This is a genomic window from Paenibacillus sp. F024 (assembly GCF_057814255.1).
Genome location: NZ_JBVASZ010000014.1, coordinates 87176 through 109200 on the forward strand (window position 1 = coordinate 87176; position 22025 = coordinate 109200).

Consider the following 22025-nt stretch of genomic DNA (forward strand, 5'->3'; position numbering starts at 1 on the left):
GGACGCCTACGGCCTTTTCTATTGTCATAAATGATTCGTATATAGAAAAAGAGACTCCCTGTAAAGAGGAGCCTCCACCTTGCCAATCAGTCAGTGAGCAGATGTATTTTCAGATTTGGAAATGTTTCCGAAATGTCGGCGATTTCATTGGCAAACAGACTTTGGTCGAAGCCTGAATGGAATATTTCTTTGTCGGGAAAAAACGTAAGGCTTGTTCCTGTTTCATTTGTAAGTCCGACAGTGAGAAGAGAAGTTTGAGGGATACCGTGCTTGTATTCCTGACGGAACACCTTGCCTTCTCTTCGCACTTCTACCGTAAGCCTTTGTGACAACGCGTTAACGATTGGAATCGTGATACCCTTTTGGCTGTTCGGTGCATTGAATGAAGCAGAAAAACGGCTTATTTCGGTGAGAACAGCTTGAACACGCGGCTTTTCCGAGTTTGAAAAAGCCTGAACAGGAATCCCTCGACCGTTATCGGCAACAGTCACGCTGCCGTCGCTATGAAAAACCACACTAACATCGGAACAATAGCCCGCCTGATGTTCAAGGATTGTATTCTCCAATACTGACCGAAGCAATAGGTGTGGATCGTATTCCTCTGGTGAGGTGCCTAAATAATCACCTGCGTTATTTCTAGCTTCCGATAACTCCATGTAGTCACTTGTATCAAGCAACTCTGATACTGCAGCTAATAAAAGCAAAAATGGGAGTGCTCGATGTCCAGGAAATGTGTAGTTACCGCCGCGTTCTTCTTGCGTTAGGAGGTCAGCTCCTAGCAATGCTTTAATATGGTGATACAATTGTCCTGTGGTACCCATATTTAAGCGATCTACGAGTTCGGCGCCCGTCAAGGGTTGTTGTAAGACGGCTCTTATGATATCGATACGTTGTTTATGGCCAAGTGCAGATAAAATTTTCGCAACTTTATCACTATCGAGATCTAACAGCTGTTTGACATCCCGTCCGTGTGGTTCCCATCTATAACGCGACTTCTCGCCAAGGTATTGACCTGAAAAAAATATACCACCCAATTCTCCCTGTCCAGTGTTAATGTCTACAAGAGGTTTGCCCGATTGGTCGCAATCTTCTTTGATTCGTGTTTCTTTGCTTGAAGAGTTTTTCGCGGTCTGTTTAACAATCTCTTGAAGTTCAGCCAGCTGTGTCTTGAGTACATCCAGTTCTACACCATAGTCACGAGTCAAAAACTTCACCCCGTATTATTTATTTACGTAATACGTATTTACGTAAATAAATAATATCATAATACAAACAACTTGTAAATGATATCCAAGCCATTGTTTTGCAAAAAAAGCTTTGCCGTTGAGCTAATGGGAAACGTTAGTTAAATAAATTTGTTGTCTGTTTTTATTGAGTGTCTTCGTCGCTTTTGTACTCCAAAATATCACCTGGCTGACAATCCAAAATCTTACATATTGCTTCTAATGTTGAAAAACGAACCGCTTTTGCTTTCCCATTTTTCAGAATGGAAAGATTCGCCATAGTAATTCCAACCCTCTCCGCAAGCTCCGTTACGCTCATTTTTCGTTTTGCTAGCATCACATCAATATTGATGATAATCGCCATGTTATTCACCTCAGATCGTTAAATCATTTTCTGATTTTATATTTATAGCTTCCTGTAAAAGTCTTTGGAGAACAGCAGCAAAAACGGCGATCACCATAGAAGCGAAAATAATGACCAATCCGGTGACTGTGATCACTGGAGGGTCAACTCTCCTCGCCATGAGATAGTAGAGTGGCATACCTAGCAGGTACAAGGTACTGATTGTGATGGCACAGTATTTTATATTCTTTAAAGCCTTTACGGATAATTCCGAGAACGCTTGGTTCTTATCAATATATCTTAAAAGTTTAAAAGCTTGATACAGAGCAAAGTAAAAAGGTATCGCTGCCGCGTACATATCGATTAAAACGAGAGATTTCATATAAGCGATATCTGGATACAATTCTCCAGCAAAATTCCCGATCTTAGGCACTAAAAATATGCACAAAGCAAGAATTGGGATTCCAATAAGAATAACAGCCATCTTCAAAAAGAGTGTTGTTCCCCGTTTCATAAAGAGCACCTCGCTAATTTAATTATAAAATGACTTTAACACGCAATTTATTGTTTTACAATAAATTCATATCGTTTTTTATTATATTGTTATTGTTAATGGAATATTCTTTTTATTTTAAGCAAAAAAAAAAAGCATTTCTCATTACAAAGAAATGCTCTTACTTTAAAATGCTATATTTACAACTTGTTCAACTAACGCAGCAATAGGTAAGCGTTTGATGTGATCTCCAGCTTTGCCCTGCTCCGCACGGAGCGTGACAGTTTCCAAAGCACTCCGCGCGGCATATCCGTTGGCATCCCTTTTCAGTTTGAATGGCTTCAGCCTTCGTTCTGCCGAATCTACCTGTACTCCATACCCCATAGCCTGTCAGGCATGACGCATGCAGGAGTATTGGCGGGATGGTTTCAGGAAACATGGCTCCGTCATTCCCATCCTCGATTGTAAAGTTAAGATTAGTCATGTAATCTCCCGCTTTTCACGCCGTAGCGCTTATAGCGGAACTTGTCGAACCTGCCCGTTAGTTTAATGAACCGGGCAGTCAGTCTAGAGCTTTATTTTCTCATTCCAACTACTCCACGATCACCGTTACTGTAACATCGTTGGTAACCCCTTGATAATTCGACAGTTTTCCGGTAACGGTGATGGTTCCGCTTCCGAACGTACTTCTTAATTTTCCGACGGAAACCCCATTGCCTTGAGGATCAAAGGCGCTTCCGAGCAGCTGACTTACCGTCGAATTCGCTGAGCCGTTGGAGAAGTGAATCGTTCTTGTGATGCCGGATTCCGTTATCGTAAGCATGTCGGCATTGCCTGAAGCATGGATAGCAAGGCCCTTTAACATTTGGGAATCGTTCAAGGCTCCGCTTAAAGTAAACGTGATGGTATTGCCGGAGGTAATGACGGCAGGTTCGGTAATCCCGTCGATGAGAGCTGCAGCGGCGATCAACGAAGGCACCGAGTCATGGTTTCCTTTGATGATCGTTAAGGTCACAGGCGAATGAGATCCGCTGGTATCGGTCAATATCCCCCGCACCGTAATGTTTCCGTTTTGAAGCAGCGATCTCAGCTTTCCTACAGATACACCGTCATTCTGCCGATCCAATGCGGGTCCGAGCAGTTCGCTTACCGGCACGGTGCGCTGCATTCCGTTAACCAAGGTAATCGTTCTGGTTTGCCCGCTATCGGTAAACGTTAGATTATTGGCGCCTTGAGAAGCCGCCACCGTCAGGCTGGTGAGCATAGCCGAATCCGGCAAAGCATCGTCGATGATGAATGCAATGTAATTGGGCACAGTCATGACGACAGGAATCGTCTGGTTTCCAATCACAGCGGAAGCTGAGGTAATCACAGGGGCCGGAGCACCCGCTTCTTTGACTATTTTCAGCTTGACTACGGATTTATTGCCTACCTGATCGGACAGTTCTCCTGTTAACTCCAGATTGCCGCCGGCAAGATGGCTTCTCATGGTACCTACGGCAACTCCGTCCCCCTGCGGATCAAAGCCGGGGCCAAGCAGCTGGGCTACGGTCATATGGGCCGTGCCGCTGGTGAACGTTATCGTTCTGCTCAAGCCGGATGCCGTAACGATCAGCTTATTTGCGTCGGGTGATGCCGCCATCGCAAAGGCCGTGATCATGTCCGAGTTGTTCAAGGAATGCCCCAATGTGAAGGTAACCTCATTGTTGGATACGACTGCAGGCACCGATGCCCCTCCGATCGTCGCAGATCCCGAGAGAATGACCGGCGGTTCGTTATCTGCCACTTTGCTTTCGGCATTAATCAACACTTGCAGGTTGCTAATATCAGCGTATGCTGCGCCTTTGGCTACAGCGTCTTCCACTTTGGCACGGGCTGCCTGGATAGCCGGTTTATCGGCCAATGTAATGACAGCCGGAAGCGCTGCGATCGCATTCATGGCATCCTGAATCGCTTTATTCTTAATTTCGATGAGCTTGTTTTGCGCATTCACCAGTTTGCTTAATTCATCAGAGGTAAAGGCCGCCCCTACTCCTTTTGCACCGTTTACTTTTCTCTGAGCGGCCTCAATGGCTGCCTTATCATTAAAAGTAATATCGGCAGGCAAAGCACTGATGGCTTGAAGCGCTGCTTGTTTGGCGTTGTTCCTTATCTGGTCCGTGGTGCTGCCCGTCAACACAATGGTCGTTGTCGAAGTGGCTTCTATCGTTGTGATGCTGCCGTTCGCAGTCAGTGTGACACTGGTAACCGTCTGAGAAATGACTACCGCAGATACGGTAGTATTTTGACCTACATTGAGTGTAGACCCTGAAGCTGCAACGGTTACCGTTGTTGTCGTGAAGGAACCCGACAGGCTGACGGCTACGGCCGATGTAACACTGATTTGACTTACCCGGCCGTTGGAGCTGATGGTTGCCGCCGCGGAAACCTGAACCTGCGACACCGTTGTATTTTGGCCTACGTTTAAGGTCGCCCCTGCTCCGGCCACGCTGACCGTTGTCGTTGTGAACGAGCCTGACAAATTGACCGTACTGTTAACCGCAGCCGACGTTACCGTAAGCTGATTTACTGTACCGCTGGATACGACCGAGACGCTGGTCGCTACGCTGACTTGCGCAACCGTCGTGTTTGGAGCAATGACCAGCGTTGAGCTCGCCGCACGGACATTGACACTCCCGTTGATCGTTCCCCGAAGCTCCACTCTTCTGTTGGCGGCACCTCCAAGCAAATCAATATTTCCTAAAGTACCGTCTTGCGACTCCAGAATCGCCTGGGACGAAACCAGAGTTCGGGTCACAACGGTGGTAGCAGAGGTAACCACTCTTACCTGATTCGTTTGACCGGATGCACTGATGTACAAATTCGTAATGGTCACATTCGTAGAGAAGTGAATCGAGTTCCCGGCACCGGATAGAATCTCGACATTGTCCGCTTTAATATTACGAAGCTCCAGCTCCCCGGCAGAACCAGGGTCAAGAATAAGCGTTCCCTGGATCGTGGCAAGCCCCTGCTCCGGTCCGAATACTTTTACTCCGGAACAAACTTTAATACGGCCGGTATACGTGCCTGCATTGATTGTACATAAGGTCTGCGGTCCGCCGACAGATCCGCCGCCGCCTCCGCCACCACCGCCGCCCCCGCCAATACTGCCCGAGGACTTGCTTAATTCTTCTATCTTTTTCTCGGCATCCGCCAGCCTGCCCAGACCTGGAAAGTCCTTGTCTAATGCCCCCAGCTTCCGTGCGGCCTCGACCTTTGCCCTGGCTGCTTCCACAGCCGCTTTGTCATTGATCGTTAAAGCGGAAACGGCCGGCAGCGCAGCGATGGCCTCATTGGCCGCTTTCACCGCCGCTGCCCATGCTCCACTCGGGTCAAGCTGGTTGGCTCTGCTCATATATATCGTCCGGTTAAATTTAAATTCGTAAGCCAATCTCGCCAAAGCTTGCCTGTCGGCAGCATCCTGCGGACTAAACCGCAGCGTTGCGTCCCCATTATCGATGCCCTGCAGGAAACCGATTTTGAACGCGAGCGCCACATGAGGCTTCGCCCAATCCGAAATCTGACCGGCATCCGATAACGCCATATCCGAAGGCAGCCTCGCCGCCAGAGCTTCCAGACCCAACGCGCGGATAAAAAATACAGCAAGCTGCTCTCTGGTTACAGGTTGATCCGGAGAAAATGTGGTCTCGGACGTCCCGTCTGTCATGCTGGTTTGGAGAAGCGCCCCTACATATCCCTGGAACCAAGAGCCGGCAGGAACATCGGCAAACACTCCGGCCGCCGCAGCGTCTTCTTCCAGTCCCAATGCCAGGACCAGAACCTTGGCCAGCTGAGCACGCGTCATCGCCTCCCGCGGCTTGAAGCTCCCGTCTTCATAGCCCGAGAGAATTCCCGCCTGCACTAAAGACTGAATTTCCTGTACGGCATATGAGTCGGCAATATCGGAGAACGAATACAGCTGCTCCGCCGTTTCAACCGCCGCACCGGGATCCGCCTCTGCGGAACGTGCGGTTCCCGCACCGAACATCGATAAGACCATCGATACAATTAAAAGGATGGACAGATAATAACGAACCGAATTGATTTTCATGGAATACAAGCAGCATTCCCCCGCTTCCTTGGTAAATTCTTATCCCGGCTTCCTTGATTAAACGCTATGGATTAAGCACAAGTGTGAGCTGCTCCGTCGCACCGGACTGAAGACTGACTCTGGCTTGAAGATGAATCGTCGAGCCTCCCGACAGTAACCTTAGCGTCTGGATCGTGACACCGTCACCTTGCGGATCTGCACCTCCCAATATGTGGCTCACCTCAAGATGGGCTGTACCGTTATGGAATGTAATGCTTCTTGTCATCCCCAATGCGGTCACGGAAATGGACTGGACATCCGGAGAGGCTTGAATAGAAAAGCCGGTGAAACGTTCTGAATCAGCAACAGAACCCGGTATCGTAAATGAGATCACATTGCCTTCACCGATCTCGGCGGCAATGCTTTGCCCGCCAATATGAGCAAGCGCGGACTGAATCCTCGGCCCGCTTCCAGGCTGGGGCACCGATTCCAGCTCTGTCATTTTGGCCTCGGCTGCAAGCAGAAGGTTCAGATTCGTGATATCCGTATCGGCGGCTCCTTGGCCCTTTGCCGCTTCTACTTTCTCTCGGGCCGCTGTTACCGCCTGTTTATGGCTTAGGGTGAGCTGATCTGCGCTAGGTAAAGCGTGAATGGCATCGATAGCCGCTCGAATCGCCTGTTGAACGGCAGGAACAGGCGCCGGGACAGCACCTCCGCCTCCGCCTGTACCCGAACCCGGGGAAGCCGGTGCTCCTCCCGTACCTGAAGCCGGATTGGTTCCCGGAGCAGCAGGTTTATCCTCCCCGCCCCTGCCAGAGCCCGGAGCCTGCCCCGGGTCGGCGGCACCGGAGCGTTCATTGACGATGCGATGGGCAGCCGCGAGATAGGGATCGCGATTATATTTGAATTGAAAGGCCAGCCTGGCCAGCGCTTGTCTTTGGGCAGGCTCGCCCGGAGCAAAGCTCAATATCCCCTCCGCATGAGAGATTCCCTGAATAAAGCCCATATGATAGGCCAGCGCTACATAGGGTTTCGCCCAATCAGACACCTGATCCTTATCCGTAAAGGGCAGCTCCAGAGCCGCTTTGCCGGCCTTGTCTTCCAGACCGAACGCACGAACAAAAAAAACGGCCATCTGTTCTCTTGTAACGGGTTCATTCGGGGAGAATGCCGCTGCAGAAGTCCCCTGCGTTATTCCTGCTTTCACCAATGCTCCTGCGTAGCCTCTGTACCAGGCATCCTCCGGAACATCCTCAAATCCCGATGCGGACTCCGGCTCTTCGGAAAGCTGCAGGGATATCACGAGAATTTTGGCAAGAGCCGCACGGGTTACGGCTTGATCAGGCCGGAAAGTCCCATCCTCATACCCGCTGATAATCCCCGCTTCGACCAACCGCAATATTTCGGTTTGTGCATAGGAATCCTTCAAATCGCTAAAAGCTTCATTGGCGCTAACCTCAGCCGTTGTAACCATACCTAATAAGGCGGTTACCCAAACCGTACGTTTCCATAACCGGCTTCCAACTCCCAAAATCAAGTCCTCCTCCATCCGATACGAGACTATGCATCTACATGATACAAATTGTATCTTATCCTCTGCCTTTTTTCCATCATTTATTATGAATTTCAAGAAATATTTAGGGTGGAAATCCTACATTTCTTCATATATATTCAACAGAGCACGAAACATTATGTATCAAAAAGTATAAAAAAAGATGCCGGCAAACCCCTTCACCGGCATCTTCGAGTTATCGTTCTTAACCGTTGCGCTTCTGAAAATCAGCCATAAATTCAGCCAATGCCTTGCAAGCCTCATACGGTACGGCATTGTATGTCGATGCGCGCAGTCCGCCGACGCTGCGGTGCCCTTTGAGGCCTACGAAGCCGTGCTGCTCCGACTCTTTAATAAACTGCTTCTCCAGCTCATCATCCTTCAGACGGAAGGTAATGTTCATGATGGAGCGGCTTTCCGGATCAACAACGCCGCGGTAGAAGCCGCCGCTTTCGTCAATCGCATTGTAGATCAGGTTCGTCTTCTCGCGGTTGTGCTTCTCCATAGCCGCCAGCCCGCCGTTGTCCTTAATCCACTTCAGCACCAGATTCACCATGTATACGGAGTAAACCGGCGGAGTATTGTACAAGGAATCGTTCTTTACATGCGTTTCATAACGGAGCATGGTCGGAATGTGCTTCGGCGTATCCTGAACCATGTCCTCCCGCAAAATGACAACCGTCACACCCGATGGACCGAGATTTTTTTGCGCCCCTGCATAAATCATCCCGAATTTGGAAATATCTACAGGACGGCACAGAATGTCGCTGGACATGTCGGCGATCAGCGGAACGCTGCCGGTATCCGGATACTGCTGGTATTGAGTTCCCTCAATCGTTTCATTCGAAGTGATATGCACGTAAGCCGTGCCGGGATCCAAGGCCAATTGGCTTACATCCGGAATACGGGTAAACTTGTCCGCTTCCGAGCTGGCTAAGATCTTCGTTTCACCGAACAGCTTCGCTTCCTTGAGCGCTTTATCCGCCCAGGCTCCGGTATGAACGTAGCCTGCCGCCTGACCGGCCTTCAAGAAATTCATCGGAATTGCGGCAAACTGAGTGCTTGCCCCGCCCTGCATAAACAATACCTTGTAGCCGTCCGGGATAGCGAACAATTCTTTAAGCAGGCTCTGCGTTTCCGCATTTAATTGTTCGTACTGTGAGCTGCGGTGGGAAATTTCCATAATGGACATACCGATTCCCTGATACTCCACGAATTCCGCCTGCGCCTTCTGAAGCACTTCCAAAGGCAGCGCAGCCGGTCCCGCATTGAAATTATATGCGCGCTTAGTCACTGGTTTCACACCTTCGCTTTTCATAGGATATACGCTATGATAGCAAAGTTCGTCACGCTTCATCAAGTATTTGTTTACAGGATTCATCAGATTGCCCTACTTTGTAAAGTATAAGGCTATAAAGCGGCAGCAGCCGACACAACGAGGTGAATATCGCATGACCGATCCGCGATTGTTTATCGCCATCCCTATTCCGGATGACATTCGAACCGTCTTGAAAGAGAACATGCAGGCCATGAAGAAGGAATATGCTTTTCACACCTGGGTTCATCCCCAGGATCTGCATATTACATTGAAATTTTTGGGGGCAGCCTCCGCAGCAGCCCACCGTCAAATTGCGCAAGACTTGTCCGGGCTTACCGGGTCTTACCCTGCATTTGAGCTCCGTCTGGAAGGCTGGGGAGCTTTCGGCCGTCTCGCTTCCCCCCGTATCCTCTGGGCAGGGGTCGGGGGTGATTTGCCCCGCTTATCCATGCTGCAGTCCAAAGTCGAGCAGGCAGCCGGCCAAGCCGGATTCGAGCACGAGGCGCGCCCATACAGCCCTCACATTACTCTGGCTAGAAGATATATTGGAAAAACCGCGTTCCCAGCGACTCCATGGACAGATGATCCCGCTGAATCCTCTACAGTCCAGCAGGCGTGGCGGGTTCAAAGCGTGGTCTTGTACCAAAGTCATCTGCATCAGAATCCGATGTATGAAGCCATCGAGCATTTTCCGCTGGCCAACGGCCATAAAGGTTAAAGGGTGTTTAATTGTTTACATTGGGGGCATTCATATACCGCCAGAATAGGAAGAGATACAATTCTGACATTTTTGTGCAGTACCAGATTGCAGGAGCCGCATACAAAGTCCATTCCTTTCTCCGTTCCTACGAAAAAAGGGCTGAAATCTTTATTCGTCTTCTGCAGGACCGGAAAAGTAATCTTCTCCGGCTCTTCAACGATCGTCATCTTTCTTTCCCTTGGTACTTTTCTCATAAGTCTTGGCGGCATGAACCATCTACCTTCCTACTTTAGATACATTTTGTAACATTATATTAGCTAATTCCGTCGAAATTTTCAACACTTAAATAAACAATTTCAACCAGAAAAACATATACATATCCAGAAACATTGTGTATCGAAAATGGAACGGTCACCCCTCGAATCTTTTACCTGTTTACGAAGGATATCCTTAAGCCCATATCCTGTGACGGTTATTCCAAGGGCACCAAAAACGAAGGTGTTATTAGAGGGCTGCTGCTCCGCGGATTAGCGATAGATATAACGTCATGGTGGAGGAATTTGGGGAAGGATTGATCATAAGATCCAAAGGAGAACATTTATTTTCCGATACGCCGCGCTGAAAGCCTCAATAGTTGACCCAAAGGCTTCATACCAGACATACCAGATATCATCCTCGTGCTCTACAGGTGTAAAAGAAAATTTATAAAAGAACAACAACGAAAACTTGAGAAATGATGTTGTTGTTCATTGAAAATTCGTATATGATAGATTTACAACCACCATATAACGAAAAATTGGCAAAACCATTGAAAAGTGGTGACGCAAAGCTATAGGGGCTGCCTTGAGCTATTCGCTTCAAAATGCCTGCCAGCTGCCGAATACTGGCTTCCGTTGATTGATGTGGGACAAATGGGAAGGGGTTGGAGCATCATGCAAAGCTTTATTGATCAAGACGTACAGGAATTAGTGAACAGCTTACATCTTCCGGAAGATGTAATCATGGAGAAATTTTCTTTTACCCATGAAGGGGAACCGTTATCCACCGAAAGCGCCATGAGATTTATCCATTTTCTAAAATGCGAATTGTTAAAAGAGTGCACCTGACAGGTGCACTCTTTCTTATATTAGTACTAAGCCATTCCCCATATTCAATTCTCTATTTCATCCATCACGCCAGGCATCATAGACTGAATCTGCGGCTGCGGGGAATCCAGACCTGATGCTATCGGATGTTGCAGATATTCTCCATTTACCGGATAAGGATATTTGGAGTCCAGATTTAAGGATAGTAATATTTTTTTTACATCAATTTCAATTTTATTATTCATTATTTGACCACCCGATTTATAGAGTCTTCATAGACCGCTTCTTTAACGCTGACGATGTTTGTCTGTACATAACTGCCTGCAGCGGAAGCCTGATTCTCAAAATGCCTCTTCCCCAACACAATAACCCCGACATTCGATACAAGCAATAGCGCTACGATAGACCACTTGAAGAAGCTCAATACCGTTTACCTCCGAAATAATGTCTACGAAGGTTACTTTACCAGTTTACTACTAAAAAGTAACTCGAAGGATGTCGGTAAAGATAAAGATTTATTAATGAAATGAGCTTGACCTTCTTATTGCAAATTTTTTTTGTAAATTTGGTAAATTAGGTATTTAGAACTAACTCCTATCAGTGATATAATACTTTTAGACTATTGAATATAGGAGAAAATCTCAATGGGACCGAATAGATCATCCATGAATGCCGAGGAGTTATTAAGGGAATTCATTATTTTAAACAAGGTTCGGGAAAATATAGAACATTTGATCGTATACAATTCCAATTTACTTCCCTGCATGGACAGAATAGAACAGGAGATCAAGCAAATCAAAGGACAATTGTTTTTCAAATACCACCCATTGAACAAAGTCGATCTGCATGCTCTAACCGATCCTACGGAGCTGCACAGCCGGATGATGAACTATTTAGATCCGCCGGCAGATTAGAGTGGATGGGGTTTCTTTATCAAAAACGAAACATTATGTATCAAATTCATTGGAATTATAGTAATATGATACTAAATGTCAATATGAGGGAAGAAACGAGGGGTAGACTTTTGTTTTGGGGAACGATCATAGCCATGGCGGCCGGTTATCTGCTGTTGATTCTTCCTACGCAATGGCTGAAGGTGGAACGTGTCAGCCGCTCAATGGGACTAAACCTGAAGGTATTGCAGATTAGCGATATGCATGTGGAGCGTCTTCGGATCCGTCCGAAGCAATTAGCGCAGATGATTGAACAGGAGCGGCCGGACTATCTCTTCCTGACAGGAGATTATACCAAGCTCGAAGCATACCTTCCCCGGCTGAAACGCTATCTGAACGTATTTCAAGCGAGCGGTATTCCTGTATATGCCGTTCTCGGGAATCACGATTACCAGCAGCGGAAAGTAAGCAAGCTTGTCAAGCTGCTTCAGCAAAGCGGAATCCATCTGCTGCGCAACGAATCGGTTCGGCTGCCCGGGTTTGAGCTCATCGGGATCGACGACTACGACAGCGGCAAAAGTGATATCGGCCAGGCGTTCCAGACAGCAAGCACCGAACGGCCGCGCATCGTGATCACCCATGATCCGAATATTGTGCTTGAGATCAAGGAGCCCTTCGATTATCTTATGGCGGGACATCTCCACGGCAAGCAATTGAATCTCCCGTTCTTTTACCGGTTTCGACCCATGGGCAAGCTGCCTGCCATGGGCATCTATAAAGGACTGCATCAAGGGCCATACGGAGCCTATTATATCTCCAAGGGGATCGGTCAGACTGGACTCAATGCCCGTTTGTTTGTTCGCAGCGAAGTGACTGTGCATGAATTATAGATCTGCCACCCCAAAGAGTGGCTATCTATATTGGCTTAAATAGCTTCTGACCTCCTCAATACTTAATCCGGAGGCACGTACCTCTCTGGCCAGCTGCACCCATTCCCTTTCCAGATATTCAACCTCGCACTGCCCTTCTTCTCTAATAAGGTTATGAATATCTACACTTAATACCATAGCAATTTTATTCAAAAATTCGATAGAAGGGTTATGTTGAATATTCCTCTCAATGGAGCTTAAATACGATTTGGCCACTCCCGCCCGGCTGGCAAGCTCCGAGAGTGACAATCGTTTTTTTTGCCTTAATTCTTGAATACGCTTTCCAATCATAATATCACCTTTAAACTGTTTTAAATTTGGTTTTAGCTTCTAGATCATCTTCTTTGTAATTGATTTATTGCTTTGGATTGGGCTTGGTTCTTGACCGATTCGTACTCCTGCTTCCATGCGTTCGGCCCAGTGTCATCTAATCCGGCTTCACGCAGTTCTTGCTTCGCATTCTGAATAATACGATCTACCTGACCGCTGCACCGTTTCTCAGCATCGGCAATTCGTTTGAGATATTTGTCCTTTAGCATTTGAAGAAACTTCTCGTCCAATTGCTCCTGGCCGCCCATAGCTGCCGCAATTTCATTTACGATCCCGTCAGCTTCTGCTTGGCATCTACCCTTAAGCTGCTCCAGCTGAGCTCTATATTTTTTCTCCATTCCGGAAGATACCAACACGTTCTCCCGTTGTTGTACAGAGGGTGTTGAAGGAGATGTCTCAGGCAGGGTAATAACGGCTTGAGCCTGAGTCTCTTCCATCCTTTCCTGATTCTTTTTACGTTCCTCCAGTTCATTCTTAATCTTCTGACGTTCTTCCTCATCATATACGCCTACTAATTCAATAGGATAGTCAGGGTCTAAGATGATCAGGTGTTTTCCGTATTTGCCAGTGATTTTTCTTAAAGCTTCAATCTCCTCTTGAGTTAGTTTTTGGAGCAGAAAATCCCGTATATGCTGTTTCTCCTCATTGCTTAACTTATCGGTGGCCTGACCCAGCAAGAAATAAATATCCCGCATGGACAACCCGGAATTTAACAGAATGGCTGCCGCATCCATCGCATCCTGCTTGCTGATCGGCTTGTTCGCGAATTCATTCGCTTTCTCCAGGGTTGACCCTATTATAGGCGATGAACTCCCAGGTACTTCCTGTTCCCCGTTCGTATTCTCTTGCCCTTGCTGCCGCTGAACCACATCTTCAATCGTTGTAGAGCGAATCTGCCCATACATATAGCCTATATAAATAATTAAGCACAACATGATTCCCAAAAATCCAATACAACACCATTTCCACCAACGCACCGGTTGTTTTAACTTCATACTCAATTCGTATCACCGCGTCTCTGAAGCATTTGTTTAAATAAGTAGTAGGTCATAATTCCGAGTGCCGCTCCGCAAGTATCCAGAATGACATCCGCTGCCATAGGTGTCCTGCCGGTGGTATAGATTTGATGCATCTCATCCAATCCGGCATAGATCCCGCATAGAAGAAGGGATAAGACCATACTTATCTTAGCCTTATCGCGGATGATTATTGTCAAAAGTCGAATGATAAGAAAACCTAGAATCAAATATTCCAGGATATGAGCTAATTTCCGGATGAAAAACTCAATAAACGCGGCAGCCCCATTCTTGTGTACACTAATCTCTTTACCGCCATAGTTCAGCTGCATTTCGGAGAAATGCTCTTTCACGGCTTGTTCCGCCTTACTGCTCTGCAGCCATGGTTTCAGATCCTGCTTTTCATAGGACTGCGCCGACATAAAGAAAATCACCGACATCCAAAAGAGGAGCGGCAACCAATGACTCCAGAAGGAGTTCCCGCTCCTGCTGCGTTTTCTCACTCTCAAAACCTACGCATCCTTTTCCTTGGATTAGCTGACCGATCGGCAATGCTTCTCAATGTCATCCCAATGAACATACATTCTAGTAGTATCCTCATCCATTAAGTCAGACCCGATCTGAACCTCAATCCACTCCAGATCCGTTAATGCGCGAACACTATGAATCGAGCCCGCCGGTATTTGCAGCACATCCCCTGGTCCAATCGGTATGAATTTATGATTTAATACGAATTCCCCGCGTCCAGACAGAATGGTCCAGCATTCACTCCGGTTTTGGTGTGAATGATAACTTAGGCATTGTCCTGCAGTTACTTCAATTTTCTTGGTCAATACTTCATGTCCCTCATCCGTTTGTTGGTAATCCATCACCCGGTAATGGCCCCAACGGCGTTCTTCATACATCGGACGCTGATCTAAATCTTTGAGCATGTCTTTCAGCTTCGGACTGCTTTCTTTATCCGTGACTAATATCCCGTCTGGACTAACTGCCACTACGACATTGGAAACACCCAAAACCGTAATTGGGATATCTAGCTCATTGACCACATGAGTATTCTGGGATTGATCACAAATGAGCCCTTGCCCCATAATATTCATGTTCATTTCTTCTGTCAGTGTGTTCCAGGTCCCTAAGTCCTTCCAATAGCCATCATATGGTGCAACAACGATTTGTTTAGCTCTCTCAACGACCTCATAGTCAAAGCTGATCTTAGGCATTTTATCAAATTGCCGCTGCATTTCTTCATATTGAATGGGCAGACCCTTGTCGATCAGCATATTAATCAGATAGTTAAGCTTGAATGCAAAAACCCCGCCATTCCAAAGCGCATGAGCCTTAAGTAAGGCTTTCGCTTCTTCCTCGCGGGGTTTTTCTTTAAAATGGCTTACTTGTACATAATCCGTTCCTTCTGAAAGAAGATCTTGATCCGGTACGATATAGCCATATTTCTCTGAAGGATAGGTGGGTTTGATACCAATCAAACCTAAATCTGCATTGGAATGCTTCATAATATCTTCCAGCTGTCTAACCTTCTGAAAAAAATCATCCTCAACATATGGATCAACCGGCAGAACAACGATGACTTCATTTAAACTAATTCCCAGAATGGAGTATAAGTACGTAGCTGATAAGGCAATGGCAGGGAATGTATCCCTGCGTGATGGTTCTATAACAATCGGAACAGATGATCCTAATTGAGACACAATCATTTCAACCTGCCCTTTTCCTGTAGCAACACAAGCTTCCTCACGTAAACCGACATTGCCTAATTGTCTCCATACCCTCTGCACCATCGACTCATTCTCGCCTAAGTCATTCTTTAGCACCTTCAAGAACTGCTTTGACCTAGCATCATTCGATAGCGGCCATAGCCTTTTGCCGGAGCCACCGGATAGCAAGATAAGTTTCATCAAACTTCCTCCGATATTTTTTGATTTTCTACTGTATTATATTTTTCGATAAACTCAGTTAACGCTTCCCTCCAATGCCTCATTTCATGAAAGCCGTTTAATCTAAGAGACATGTGATCAAAAACAGAAAAACTCGGACGCTTCGCCGGTCTTGGAAACCGCTCTGAAGATACAGGAAGAACCCCAACATCCATTTTAGCTGTTTCAAAAATAGCTTTGGCAAACTCATACCATGTACAGTTACCTGCATTGGAAACATGATAGATTCCATATTTATCCGTTAGAATAAGGTCATGAATACATTTCGCCAAATCCTCAGTAAATGTTGGACATCCGGTTTGATCATCGACAACGGTTAATTGCCGATGTGTTTTTGCCAAATTCAGCATCGTTTTTACAAAATTAGAACCATGTTGACCATACACCCACGATGTCCTAACGATAAAGTACCTGGAGTGAAAACTTTGCACGAAATGTTCACCCATTAATTTTGACATTCCGTAAATATTGATCGGCTCAGTTTGTTCAAATTCGTTTAGTGGCGTTTTCTTTTCACCATTGAAAACATAATCAGTACTTATATATACCAGCTTTGCTTTGATTTGCTCCGCAATTACTGCAATATTCCTTGTACCGAATGAATTAATTAAGAACGCATCTTCGCATTCCGATTCAGCCAAATCAACTTTGGTATAAGCAGCAGCATGAATGACTACATCGGGTAAAACCATATGGAGCAGCGATTTGACTCCCTCTATATCGGTGATATCCAATTCAGATTTAACGTATCCATAAACATCGCAGCCAGAATTTGCTAATAAACGAATCATATCCGTTCCTAACTGCCCACTTGCGCCTGTTACCAGAATTTTTATTGGCTTATCCATATAAGCGTACCCCGTATTGTTTATCGTAATACGACATATATTCACCCGATTTGATACGTTTCCACCAGGTTGGGTTATCAATATACCATTGAATCGTTTCTTGAAGTCCTACTTCAAATGTATATTTAGGAATCCACCCTAAGTTCTTTTGTATTTTGCTGGGATCAATAGCATATCTTCTATCGTGACCAAGCCGATCATCCACAAATTGGATTAAGTGGTTTGGTTTGTCTAAAGTTTTCAATATCTGTTCAACAATTTCAATGTTTCGTCTTTCATTGTGTCCGCCAATATTATAGATCTCGCCGGGCTCACCTTTACGAATAACCAAATCAATTGCCGAAGCGTGGTCCATAACATGCAGCCAATCCCTTACATTGTTACCGTCCCCATAAACCGGTAGAGGTTGATTTTCCATTGCGTTCGAAATCATAAGCGGAATTAACTTCTCAGGAAAATGAAAGGGGCCATAATTGTTGGAACAACGAGTAATATTGGTATGAAGCCCGTACGTCTCATGATAAGCTCTTACGATTAAATCTGCCCCTGCTTTACTTGCCGAGTAAGGACTATTGGGTGCAATAGGAGTCCCCTCCGTAAAATACCCCGTTTCCCCTAATGATCCATATACTTCGTCAGTGGATATTTGCACATATTTCTTTAAGTTATAATCTCTTGCGATGTCAAGTAAAGCCTGCGTTCCCAATACATTGGTATTCAAAAATAATTCTGGGTTCAAAATACTTCGGTCAACATGGGATTCGGCTGCGAAATTCACAATGATATCTATGTCGTATTTTTTAACGAGGTAGGCTACCAGTTCCTTGTTACAAATATCTCCTTTTGTAAAAACATAGTTAGGATGCTCCTCAATGTCAATTAAATTTTCCAGATTTCCGGCGTAGGTCAATTTATCATAATTGACTATAAAAATATCGTCATATTGATTAAGCATGTATCTGATAAAGTTACTTCCGATAAACCCCGCCCCGCCAGTTACTAATAAATTCATATATGTAACTCTCCTATGCAAATATATAATTAATCTCTTTTAAGCTAGGGTGTTTCCCGTCTTTGTCCGAAAGTATCGGGTTAACGACCGGCCACTGAATTCCAATATCAGGATCGTTCCAAATTATTCCTCTATCATATTCCGGTGAATAATATTCATCTACTTTGTAAACCACTTGAGTATTAGGAGATATAGTGCAAAATCCATGAGCAAAACCTTTGGGTACTAGCAATTGTTGTTTATTGTGTTCACTTAAAATGACTCCGAACCATTCTCCATAAGTTCTCGAAGTCGATCTGATATCTACAACTACATCATAAATAGCACCTGAAATTACCCTTACTAATTTTGTCTGTGCTTTAGGTTCTATTTGAAAGTGCAACCCTCTTAATGTACCTGGTTCAGCCGATAAAGAATGATTGTCTTGAACAAAATCGAAGTGTATACCTTCTTTTTCAAATTTTTGTTTGCTGTAGCTTTCCGTAAAGAATCCACGATGATCACCATAGACATCACACTCAATGATAAGTACTCCATCAAACTTTGTTTCATGAATTTTCATTTCAATGCTTCACTTCCTTAAACCTTTTTTTGCTTACTTAGCTGTAGCAACGGCAACCTTACGACCAAAGTCTAAATCAAAATCATAGTCGCGAACCAGTTCGTTAGCGTAAGCTAGTGATTCATGCGTACCAGCATCCGTCCACCATCCGGATAGAATATCAAATGTCAATTGTGAGCTTTGGATGTAGGCATTATTAACATCTGTTATTTCAAGTTCTCCCCGATTAGAAGGCTTCAACGTTTTGATGATATTAAATACATTATTGTCGAACATGTAGATACCTGTAACGGCATAGGAGCTTTTGGGTTGAGCAGGCTTTTCTTCAATTGAAACAATCTGTTTACCCGCGAGTTCTGCAACGCCATATCTTTGAGGATCATGAACTTCCTTAAGTAATATTTTTGCACCGGATGCTTGAGAAATGTAGTTCTTTACATACTCAGAAATATCATCTGAGAACACGTTATCTCCAAGAATTACAATCATTGAATCGTTACCCACAAAATCTTTAGCCAAACCTAATGCCTGTGCTATACCACCAGCCTGATCTTGCACTTTATACGTAAAAGTTACCCCGAACTCATAACCGCTTCCTAATAAATTAACGACATCGCCCATATGGTCACGTCCAGTGACAATGAGGATGTCGTTAATGTCAGCTTCTTTTAATTTGTAGATTGCGTGATAGATCATTGGGTATTGCCCGACTGGTAACAAGTGTTTGTTTGTTACCTTTGTTAATGGGTAGAGACGTGAACCTGTTCCACCGGCTAAAATGATTCCTTTCATATACACACTCCCTTTTTCAATTTCTTCGGAAAGATACCTAAAAATATATCTTAATCAACTGGTAGTTAAGATCTTGATTAAGCAGAAACATATCTTTCTGATTTTTTATTAGGTCTACCAATAGAAAAATAAATAAAGTTTGTATTATTAATTTCTTCGTATGAATATACATTTCTTCCATCAATTAATATAGGGGTATGCATAGATTTTTCCACAGCAAACAAATCAATATTTTTAAATTCTTCCCATTCAGTCAATAAACATAGAGCATGACAATTTTGGGATGCTTTAATTGCACTATCACACCACTCTATATTTCCGTTATTGAAAAAATTTCTAAAATTGTTTAATGCGATTGGATCATAAACTCTGACATTAGCACCTGCTTTTATAATCTCTTCAATTATCTCAATTGCAGGCGAATACCTTATATCATCCGTATTAGGTTTAAAGGATAGTCCCCAAATACCTATGGTTTTTCCATATAGATCAATTAAGGAACTTTTCAATTTACTTATAATACTAAATCGTTGATTTTGATTCACTTCAATAACTGACTTCAGCAGTTTAAAGTCGTAGTCTACATTCCCTGCAAGCTGCACAAGAGCATTTGTATCTTTTGGGAAGCACGATCCACCATAACCGATTCCAGCTCTTAAAAATGAAGAGCCAATTCTTTTATCCAAGCCCATTCCTTTAGCTACTTCTTGAACATCTGCCCCAACTTTTTCGCATATATTTGCGATTTCGTTTATAAATGAAATCTTAGTAGCTAAAAATGCATTAGAAGCATATTTAATCATTTCAGCACTTCGTATATCAGTTATCAAGAAATTATTCGTTAAGGGAGTATGCAAGCTTATTAATATATCGTGTACGTGCTCACATTGTGAGCCAATAACAACCCGATCTGGATTTAAAGTATCCTGAACTGCTGACCCTTCTCGTAAAAATTCAGGAACCGAGGCTACATCAAATGGAATAGTCGTTAACTCATTAATAATTGACTTAATAATATCATTAGTACCAACAGGAACAGTACTTTTTGTGACGATAATTTTATAACTATTTAATTCTACGCCAATTTGTCTTGCTACTTCTTCTACAGATGATAAATCCGCCTCCCCATTAGTTAACGAAGGTGTACCTACGGCAATAATTATAAGTTCTGCATCCTTAATGGCCTTGGTAATATTAGTAGTAAAATTTAAATTTCCACGAACCATATTTTTCATCATCAGCTCTTCTAATCCAGGCTCATAAATTGGTACAATTCCTTCGTTAAGCATATCAATTTTTCCAGAAACTTTGTCAACACATGTAACATGATTTCCAGTTTCCGCAAAACAAACTCCAGAAACAAGTCCGACGTATCCTGTCCCAATAACAGTTATTTTCATTAATTTACACTCCTTCAAAAATTCAAATAGTTGCCCCTTCATCTTTGTCAATTTTTTGTTTACTTATTATTAAGTGTAACATTTCTTTAAATACATGATATTTAAAGAGGTAAATTTGACTTAAATATACTATTATTCCAATTATTATTTGAATAGAAAGTTCCAACCACATAATTCCAAGTTTCATATAATTTAATATTATCCATAAAGTAATTAACATTACACTACTGAATAAAAATGCTGGAAGCATACTAAAAGCATATTGTATTAAACATTGACCTAATATTTTTTTAATTAACAAAAAATAATTCAAAAGCAGTAAAATGAATTGAAGTATTACGTAAGAAATGCATATTCCAACTACTCCGTTTAAATAAGCTCCAAGTGATATCGCTGGTATCAGTAAAGCCATAGAAATTAAACTCCATTTAAAACCTAAGTCAGCTCTCCCTTTTGATAATAGCAATGTGTTTACAGGACTTATAGAAGAACGAAGCAAACCCATCGCGCAAAGAATTTGTATCAAAACAATACTGTCACTCCATTTTTCACCAAATAGTAGCGGTACAATCATTGGTCCTGTGATAAATAAACCAAAATAAATAGGGTAATTAATATAACTTAAATATTTTATTACTTTTAAATAACCTATTTTCAATCTTATGGTGTCATATTGAACCTTTGCTAATAAGGGAAAAGCAACTTGAGTAATAACTGGATTAATTTTTAATATTGGCAGTACTATTAATTGATAGGCAAATGTATAGAAACCAAGTGCTTCAGCACCTAAAAAACGGCCTATGATAATATAATCTAAATTGTAGCTTAGAAAATGTACGGATCTTTCACCAATTTGAAATAAACCGAAATTAATATAGCGTCTTATCTCACTTAACGAGAAGTGTAGTTGAATTGGCCATTTACGCATTCCAACTAAAAGTAAGAGCAAAGATTTAATAAAAAAATTTACTATTTGCCCAACCGCAAGTGAAAAAACCCCAAATCCATTATAAGCAGTCATAAATGACATTAAAAAACCTAACATGGCGGAGGTTATTTCTATGTAAGATATCAATTTAAAATTTAACTCTTTTTGAAGTAAAATCTGAATTTGTTGACCAATTGGAATAATCAAAAATATTAAAGACATCAATCTAATAAGCTGTATTAACTGTGGTTCATTATAAAAACTAGAAATCAATGTAGCACTTGAAAAAATTATTATAAAAATGAAAAAACCTGTAAAAATATTAAACCAATACAAACTTTGACGTTGATTACTACTAATTTCTTTATGAGATATTAGTGCATTTGAAACACCCATGTCTACAAAAGCTTGGGAAAAACTAATAATTACCATAGTCATTCCCATTAATCCAAAATCACTCGGTTGCAATAATCTAGATAAGATTATTAATTGTACAAACTGGACAATCGTCAGGACTATCATTGAGAGAGCTGCCCACTTAGAAGCTTTAGCTCCGCGATTAATTAGGGACATTTTTCCA

The 22025-nt window shown here is 43.6% G+C and carries 22 protein-coding genes and 1 riboswitch; of the genes, 3 read left to right on the forward strand and 19 right to left on the reverse strand.

Annotation, left to right across the window (positions count from 1 at the left end; genetic code table 11):
• Positions 1 to 86: 86 nt before the first annotated feature.
• The 6 genes from ACZYR9_RS15985 to serC all read right to left on the reverse strand — a co-directional run bounded on the left by ACZYR9_RS15985 (position 87) and on the right by serC (position 8974).
• Positions 87 to 1205 (reverse strand): ArsR family transcriptional regulator, encoded by a 1119-nt coding sequence (locus ACZYR9_RS15985; RefSeq protein ID WP_488979488.1) that lies wholly within the window; start codon positions 1203 to 1205, stop codon positions 87 to 89.
• Positions 1206 to 1368: 163 nt separating this feature from the next.
• Positions 1369 to 1587 (reverse strand): helix-turn-helix domain-containing protein, encoded by a 219-nt coding sequence (locus ACZYR9_RS15990; RefSeq protein WP_488979489.1) that lies wholly within the window; start codon positions 1585 to 1587, stop codon positions 1369 to 1371.
• A 10-nt stretch (positions 1588 to 1597) separates the two neighbouring features.
• Complete coding sequence (locus tag ACZYR9_RS15995; RefSeq protein ID WP_488979490.1) at positions 1598 to 2080, reverse strand: DUF2975 domain-containing protein; 483 nt, start codon at positions 2078 to 2080, stop codon at positions 1598 to 1600.
• A gap of 571 nt (positions 2081 to 2651) precedes the next feature.
• On the reverse strand, positions 2652 to 6149 hold the full coding sequence (locus ACZYR9_RS16000) for an S-layer homology domain-containing protein (RefSeq protein ID WP_488979531.1): 3498 nt from the start codon (positions 6147 to 6149) through the stop codon (positions 2652 to 2654).
• 64 nt (positions 6150 to 6213) lie between these two features.
• Positions 6214 to 7659 (reverse strand): S-layer homology domain-containing protein, encoded by a 1446-nt coding sequence (locus ACZYR9_RS16005; protein WP_488979491.1) that lies wholly within the window; start codon positions 7657 to 7659, stop codon positions 6214 to 6216.
• 226 nt (positions 7660 to 7885) lie between these two features.
• A complete protein-coding gene (gene serC, locus ACZYR9_RS16010) occupies positions 7886 to 8974 on the reverse strand; it encodes a 3-phosphoserine/phosphohydroxythreonine transaminase (RefSeq protein ID WP_488979492.1) in 1089 nt (362 codons plus the stop codon).
• A gap of 157 nt (positions 8975 to 9131) precedes the next feature.
• Here serC and thpR point away from each other — a divergent pair, with 157 nt between their 5' ends.
• Entirely contained in the window at positions 9132 to 9716 is a 585-nt protein-coding gene (gene thpR, locus ACZYR9_RS16015; protein WP_488979493.1) for an RNA 2',3'-cyclic phosphodiesterase, read from the forward strand.
• On the opposite strand, the gene ACZYR9_RS16020 is transcribed toward thpR, so the two are convergent.
• The 3 genes from ACZYR9_RS16020 to ACZYR9_RS16030 form a co-directional block, all read right to left on the reverse strand.
• Positions 9713 to 9925 (reverse strand): hypothetical protein, encoded by a 213-nt coding sequence (locus ACZYR9_RS16020; protein ID WP_488979494.1) that lies wholly within the window; start codon positions 9923 to 9925, stop codon positions 9713 to 9715. The genes thpR and ACZYR9_RS16020 overlap by 4 nt on opposite strands.
• Positions 9926 to 10486: 561 nt before the next feature.
• Positions 10487 to 10579, forward strand: a riboswitch (cyclic di-GMP riboswitch).
• Positions 10580 to 10848: 269 nt separating this feature from the next.
• Positions 10849 to 11028, reverse strand: a complete 180-nt coding sequence (locus ACZYR9_RS16025; protein WP_488979495.1) for a hypothetical protein — start codon at positions 11026 to 11028, stop codon at positions 10849 to 10851.
• Entirely contained in the window at positions 11028 to 11207 is a 180-nt protein-coding gene (locus ACZYR9_RS16030; RefSeq protein WP_488979496.1) for a hypothetical protein, read from the reverse strand. Before ACZYR9_RS16030 ends, ACZYR9_RS16025 begins: the two co-directional genes overlap by 1 nt.
• Positions 11208 to 11427: 220 nt before the next feature.
• On the opposite strand from ACZYR9_RS16030, the gene ACZYR9_RS16035 reads away from it, so the two are divergent.
• Together ACZYR9_RS16035 and ACZYR9_RS16040 are read left to right on the forward strand one after the other, a co-directional pair.
• The gene (locus ACZYR9_RS16035; RefSeq protein ID WP_488979497.1) at positions 11428 to 11697 is read left to right on the forward strand and encodes a hypothetical protein; all 270 of its coding nucleotides are present in this window, start codon (positions 11428 to 11430) and stop codon (positions 11695 to 11697) included.
• A 110-nt stretch (positions 11698 to 11807) separates the two neighbouring features.
• Positions 11808 to 12566 (forward strand): metallophosphoesterase, encoded by a 759-nt coding sequence (locus ACZYR9_RS16040; RefSeq protein ID WP_488979498.1) that lies wholly within the window; start codon positions 11808 to 11810, stop codon positions 12564 to 12566.
• Positions 12567 to 12587: 21 nt separating this feature from the next.
• Here ACZYR9_RS16040 and ACZYR9_RS16045 read toward each other — a convergent pair whose 3' ends face one another.
• From ACZYR9_RS16045 to ACZYR9_RS16090, 10 genes are all read right to left on the reverse strand, one after another.
• Positions 12588 to 12896, reverse strand: coding sequence for a helix-turn-helix domain-containing protein (locus ACZYR9_RS16045; RefSeq protein ID WP_488979499.1), 309 nt, complete (start codon positions 12894 to 12896; stop codon positions 12588 to 12590).
• A 44-nt stretch (positions 12897 to 12940) separates the two neighbouring features.
• Complete coding sequence (locus tag ACZYR9_RS16050) at positions 12941 to 13930, reverse strand: hypothetical protein (protein ID WP_488979500.1); 990 nt, start codon at positions 13928 to 13930, stop codon at positions 12941 to 12943.
• Positions 13931 to 13932: 2 nt separating this feature from the next.
• Positions 13933 to 14454 carry a VanZ family protein gene (locus ACZYR9_RS16055; protein ID WP_488979532.1) on the reverse strand — a complete coding sequence of 174 codons (522 nt, stop codon included), beginning with the start codon at positions 14452 to 14454 and terminating at the stop codon, positions 13933 to 13935.
• Between the two features lie 30 nt (positions 14455 to 14484).
• Positions 14485 to 15864, reverse strand: a complete 1380-nt coding sequence (locus ACZYR9_RS16060; protein ID WP_488979501.1) for a sugar phosphate nucleotidyltransferase — start codon at positions 15862 to 15864, stop codon at positions 14485 to 14487.
• The gene (rfbD, locus tag ACZYR9_RS16065) at positions 15864 to 16751 is read right to left on the reverse strand and encodes a dTDP-4-dehydrorhamnose reductase (protein WP_488979502.1); all 888 of its coding nucleotides are present in this window, start codon (positions 16749 to 16751) and stop codon (positions 15864 to 15866) included. The genes ACZYR9_RS16060 and rfbD overlap by 1 nt, the downstream gene beginning before the upstream one ends.
• Positions 16744 to 17763, reverse strand: a complete 1020-nt coding sequence (rfbB, locus tag ACZYR9_RS16070) for a dTDP-glucose 4,6-dehydratase (RefSeq protein WP_488979503.1) — start codon at positions 17761 to 17763, stop codon at positions 16744 to 16746. The genes rfbD and rfbB overlap by 8 nt, the downstream gene beginning before the upstream one ends.
• A gap of 13 nt (positions 17764 to 17776) precedes the next feature.
• Positions 17777 to 18325, reverse strand: a complete 549-nt coding sequence (gene rfbC, locus ACZYR9_RS16075; RefSeq protein WP_488979504.1) for a dTDP-4-dehydrorhamnose 3,5-epimerase — start codon at positions 18323 to 18325, stop codon at positions 17777 to 17779.
• 33 nt (positions 18326 to 18358) lie between these two features.
• Positions 18359 to 19117, reverse strand: a complete 759-nt coding sequence (locus ACZYR9_RS16080) for a sugar phosphate nucleotidyltransferase (protein WP_488979505.1) — start codon at positions 19115 to 19117, stop codon at positions 18359 to 18361.
• Between the two features lie 77 nt (positions 19118 to 19194).
• Positions 19195 to 20517 (reverse strand): UDP-glucose dehydrogenase family protein, encoded by a 1323-nt coding sequence (locus ACZYR9_RS16085; protein WP_488979506.1) that lies wholly within the window; start codon positions 20515 to 20517, stop codon positions 19195 to 19197.
• A gap of 22 nt (positions 20518 to 20539) precedes the next feature.
• Positions 20540 to 22018: an MOP flippase family protein gene (locus ACZYR9_RS16090; RefSeq protein ID WP_488979507.1), complete on the reverse strand. Its 1479-nt coding sequence runs from the start codon at positions 22016 to 22018 to the stop codon at positions 20540 to 20542.
• Positions 22019 to 22025 lie beyond the last annotated feature (7 nt).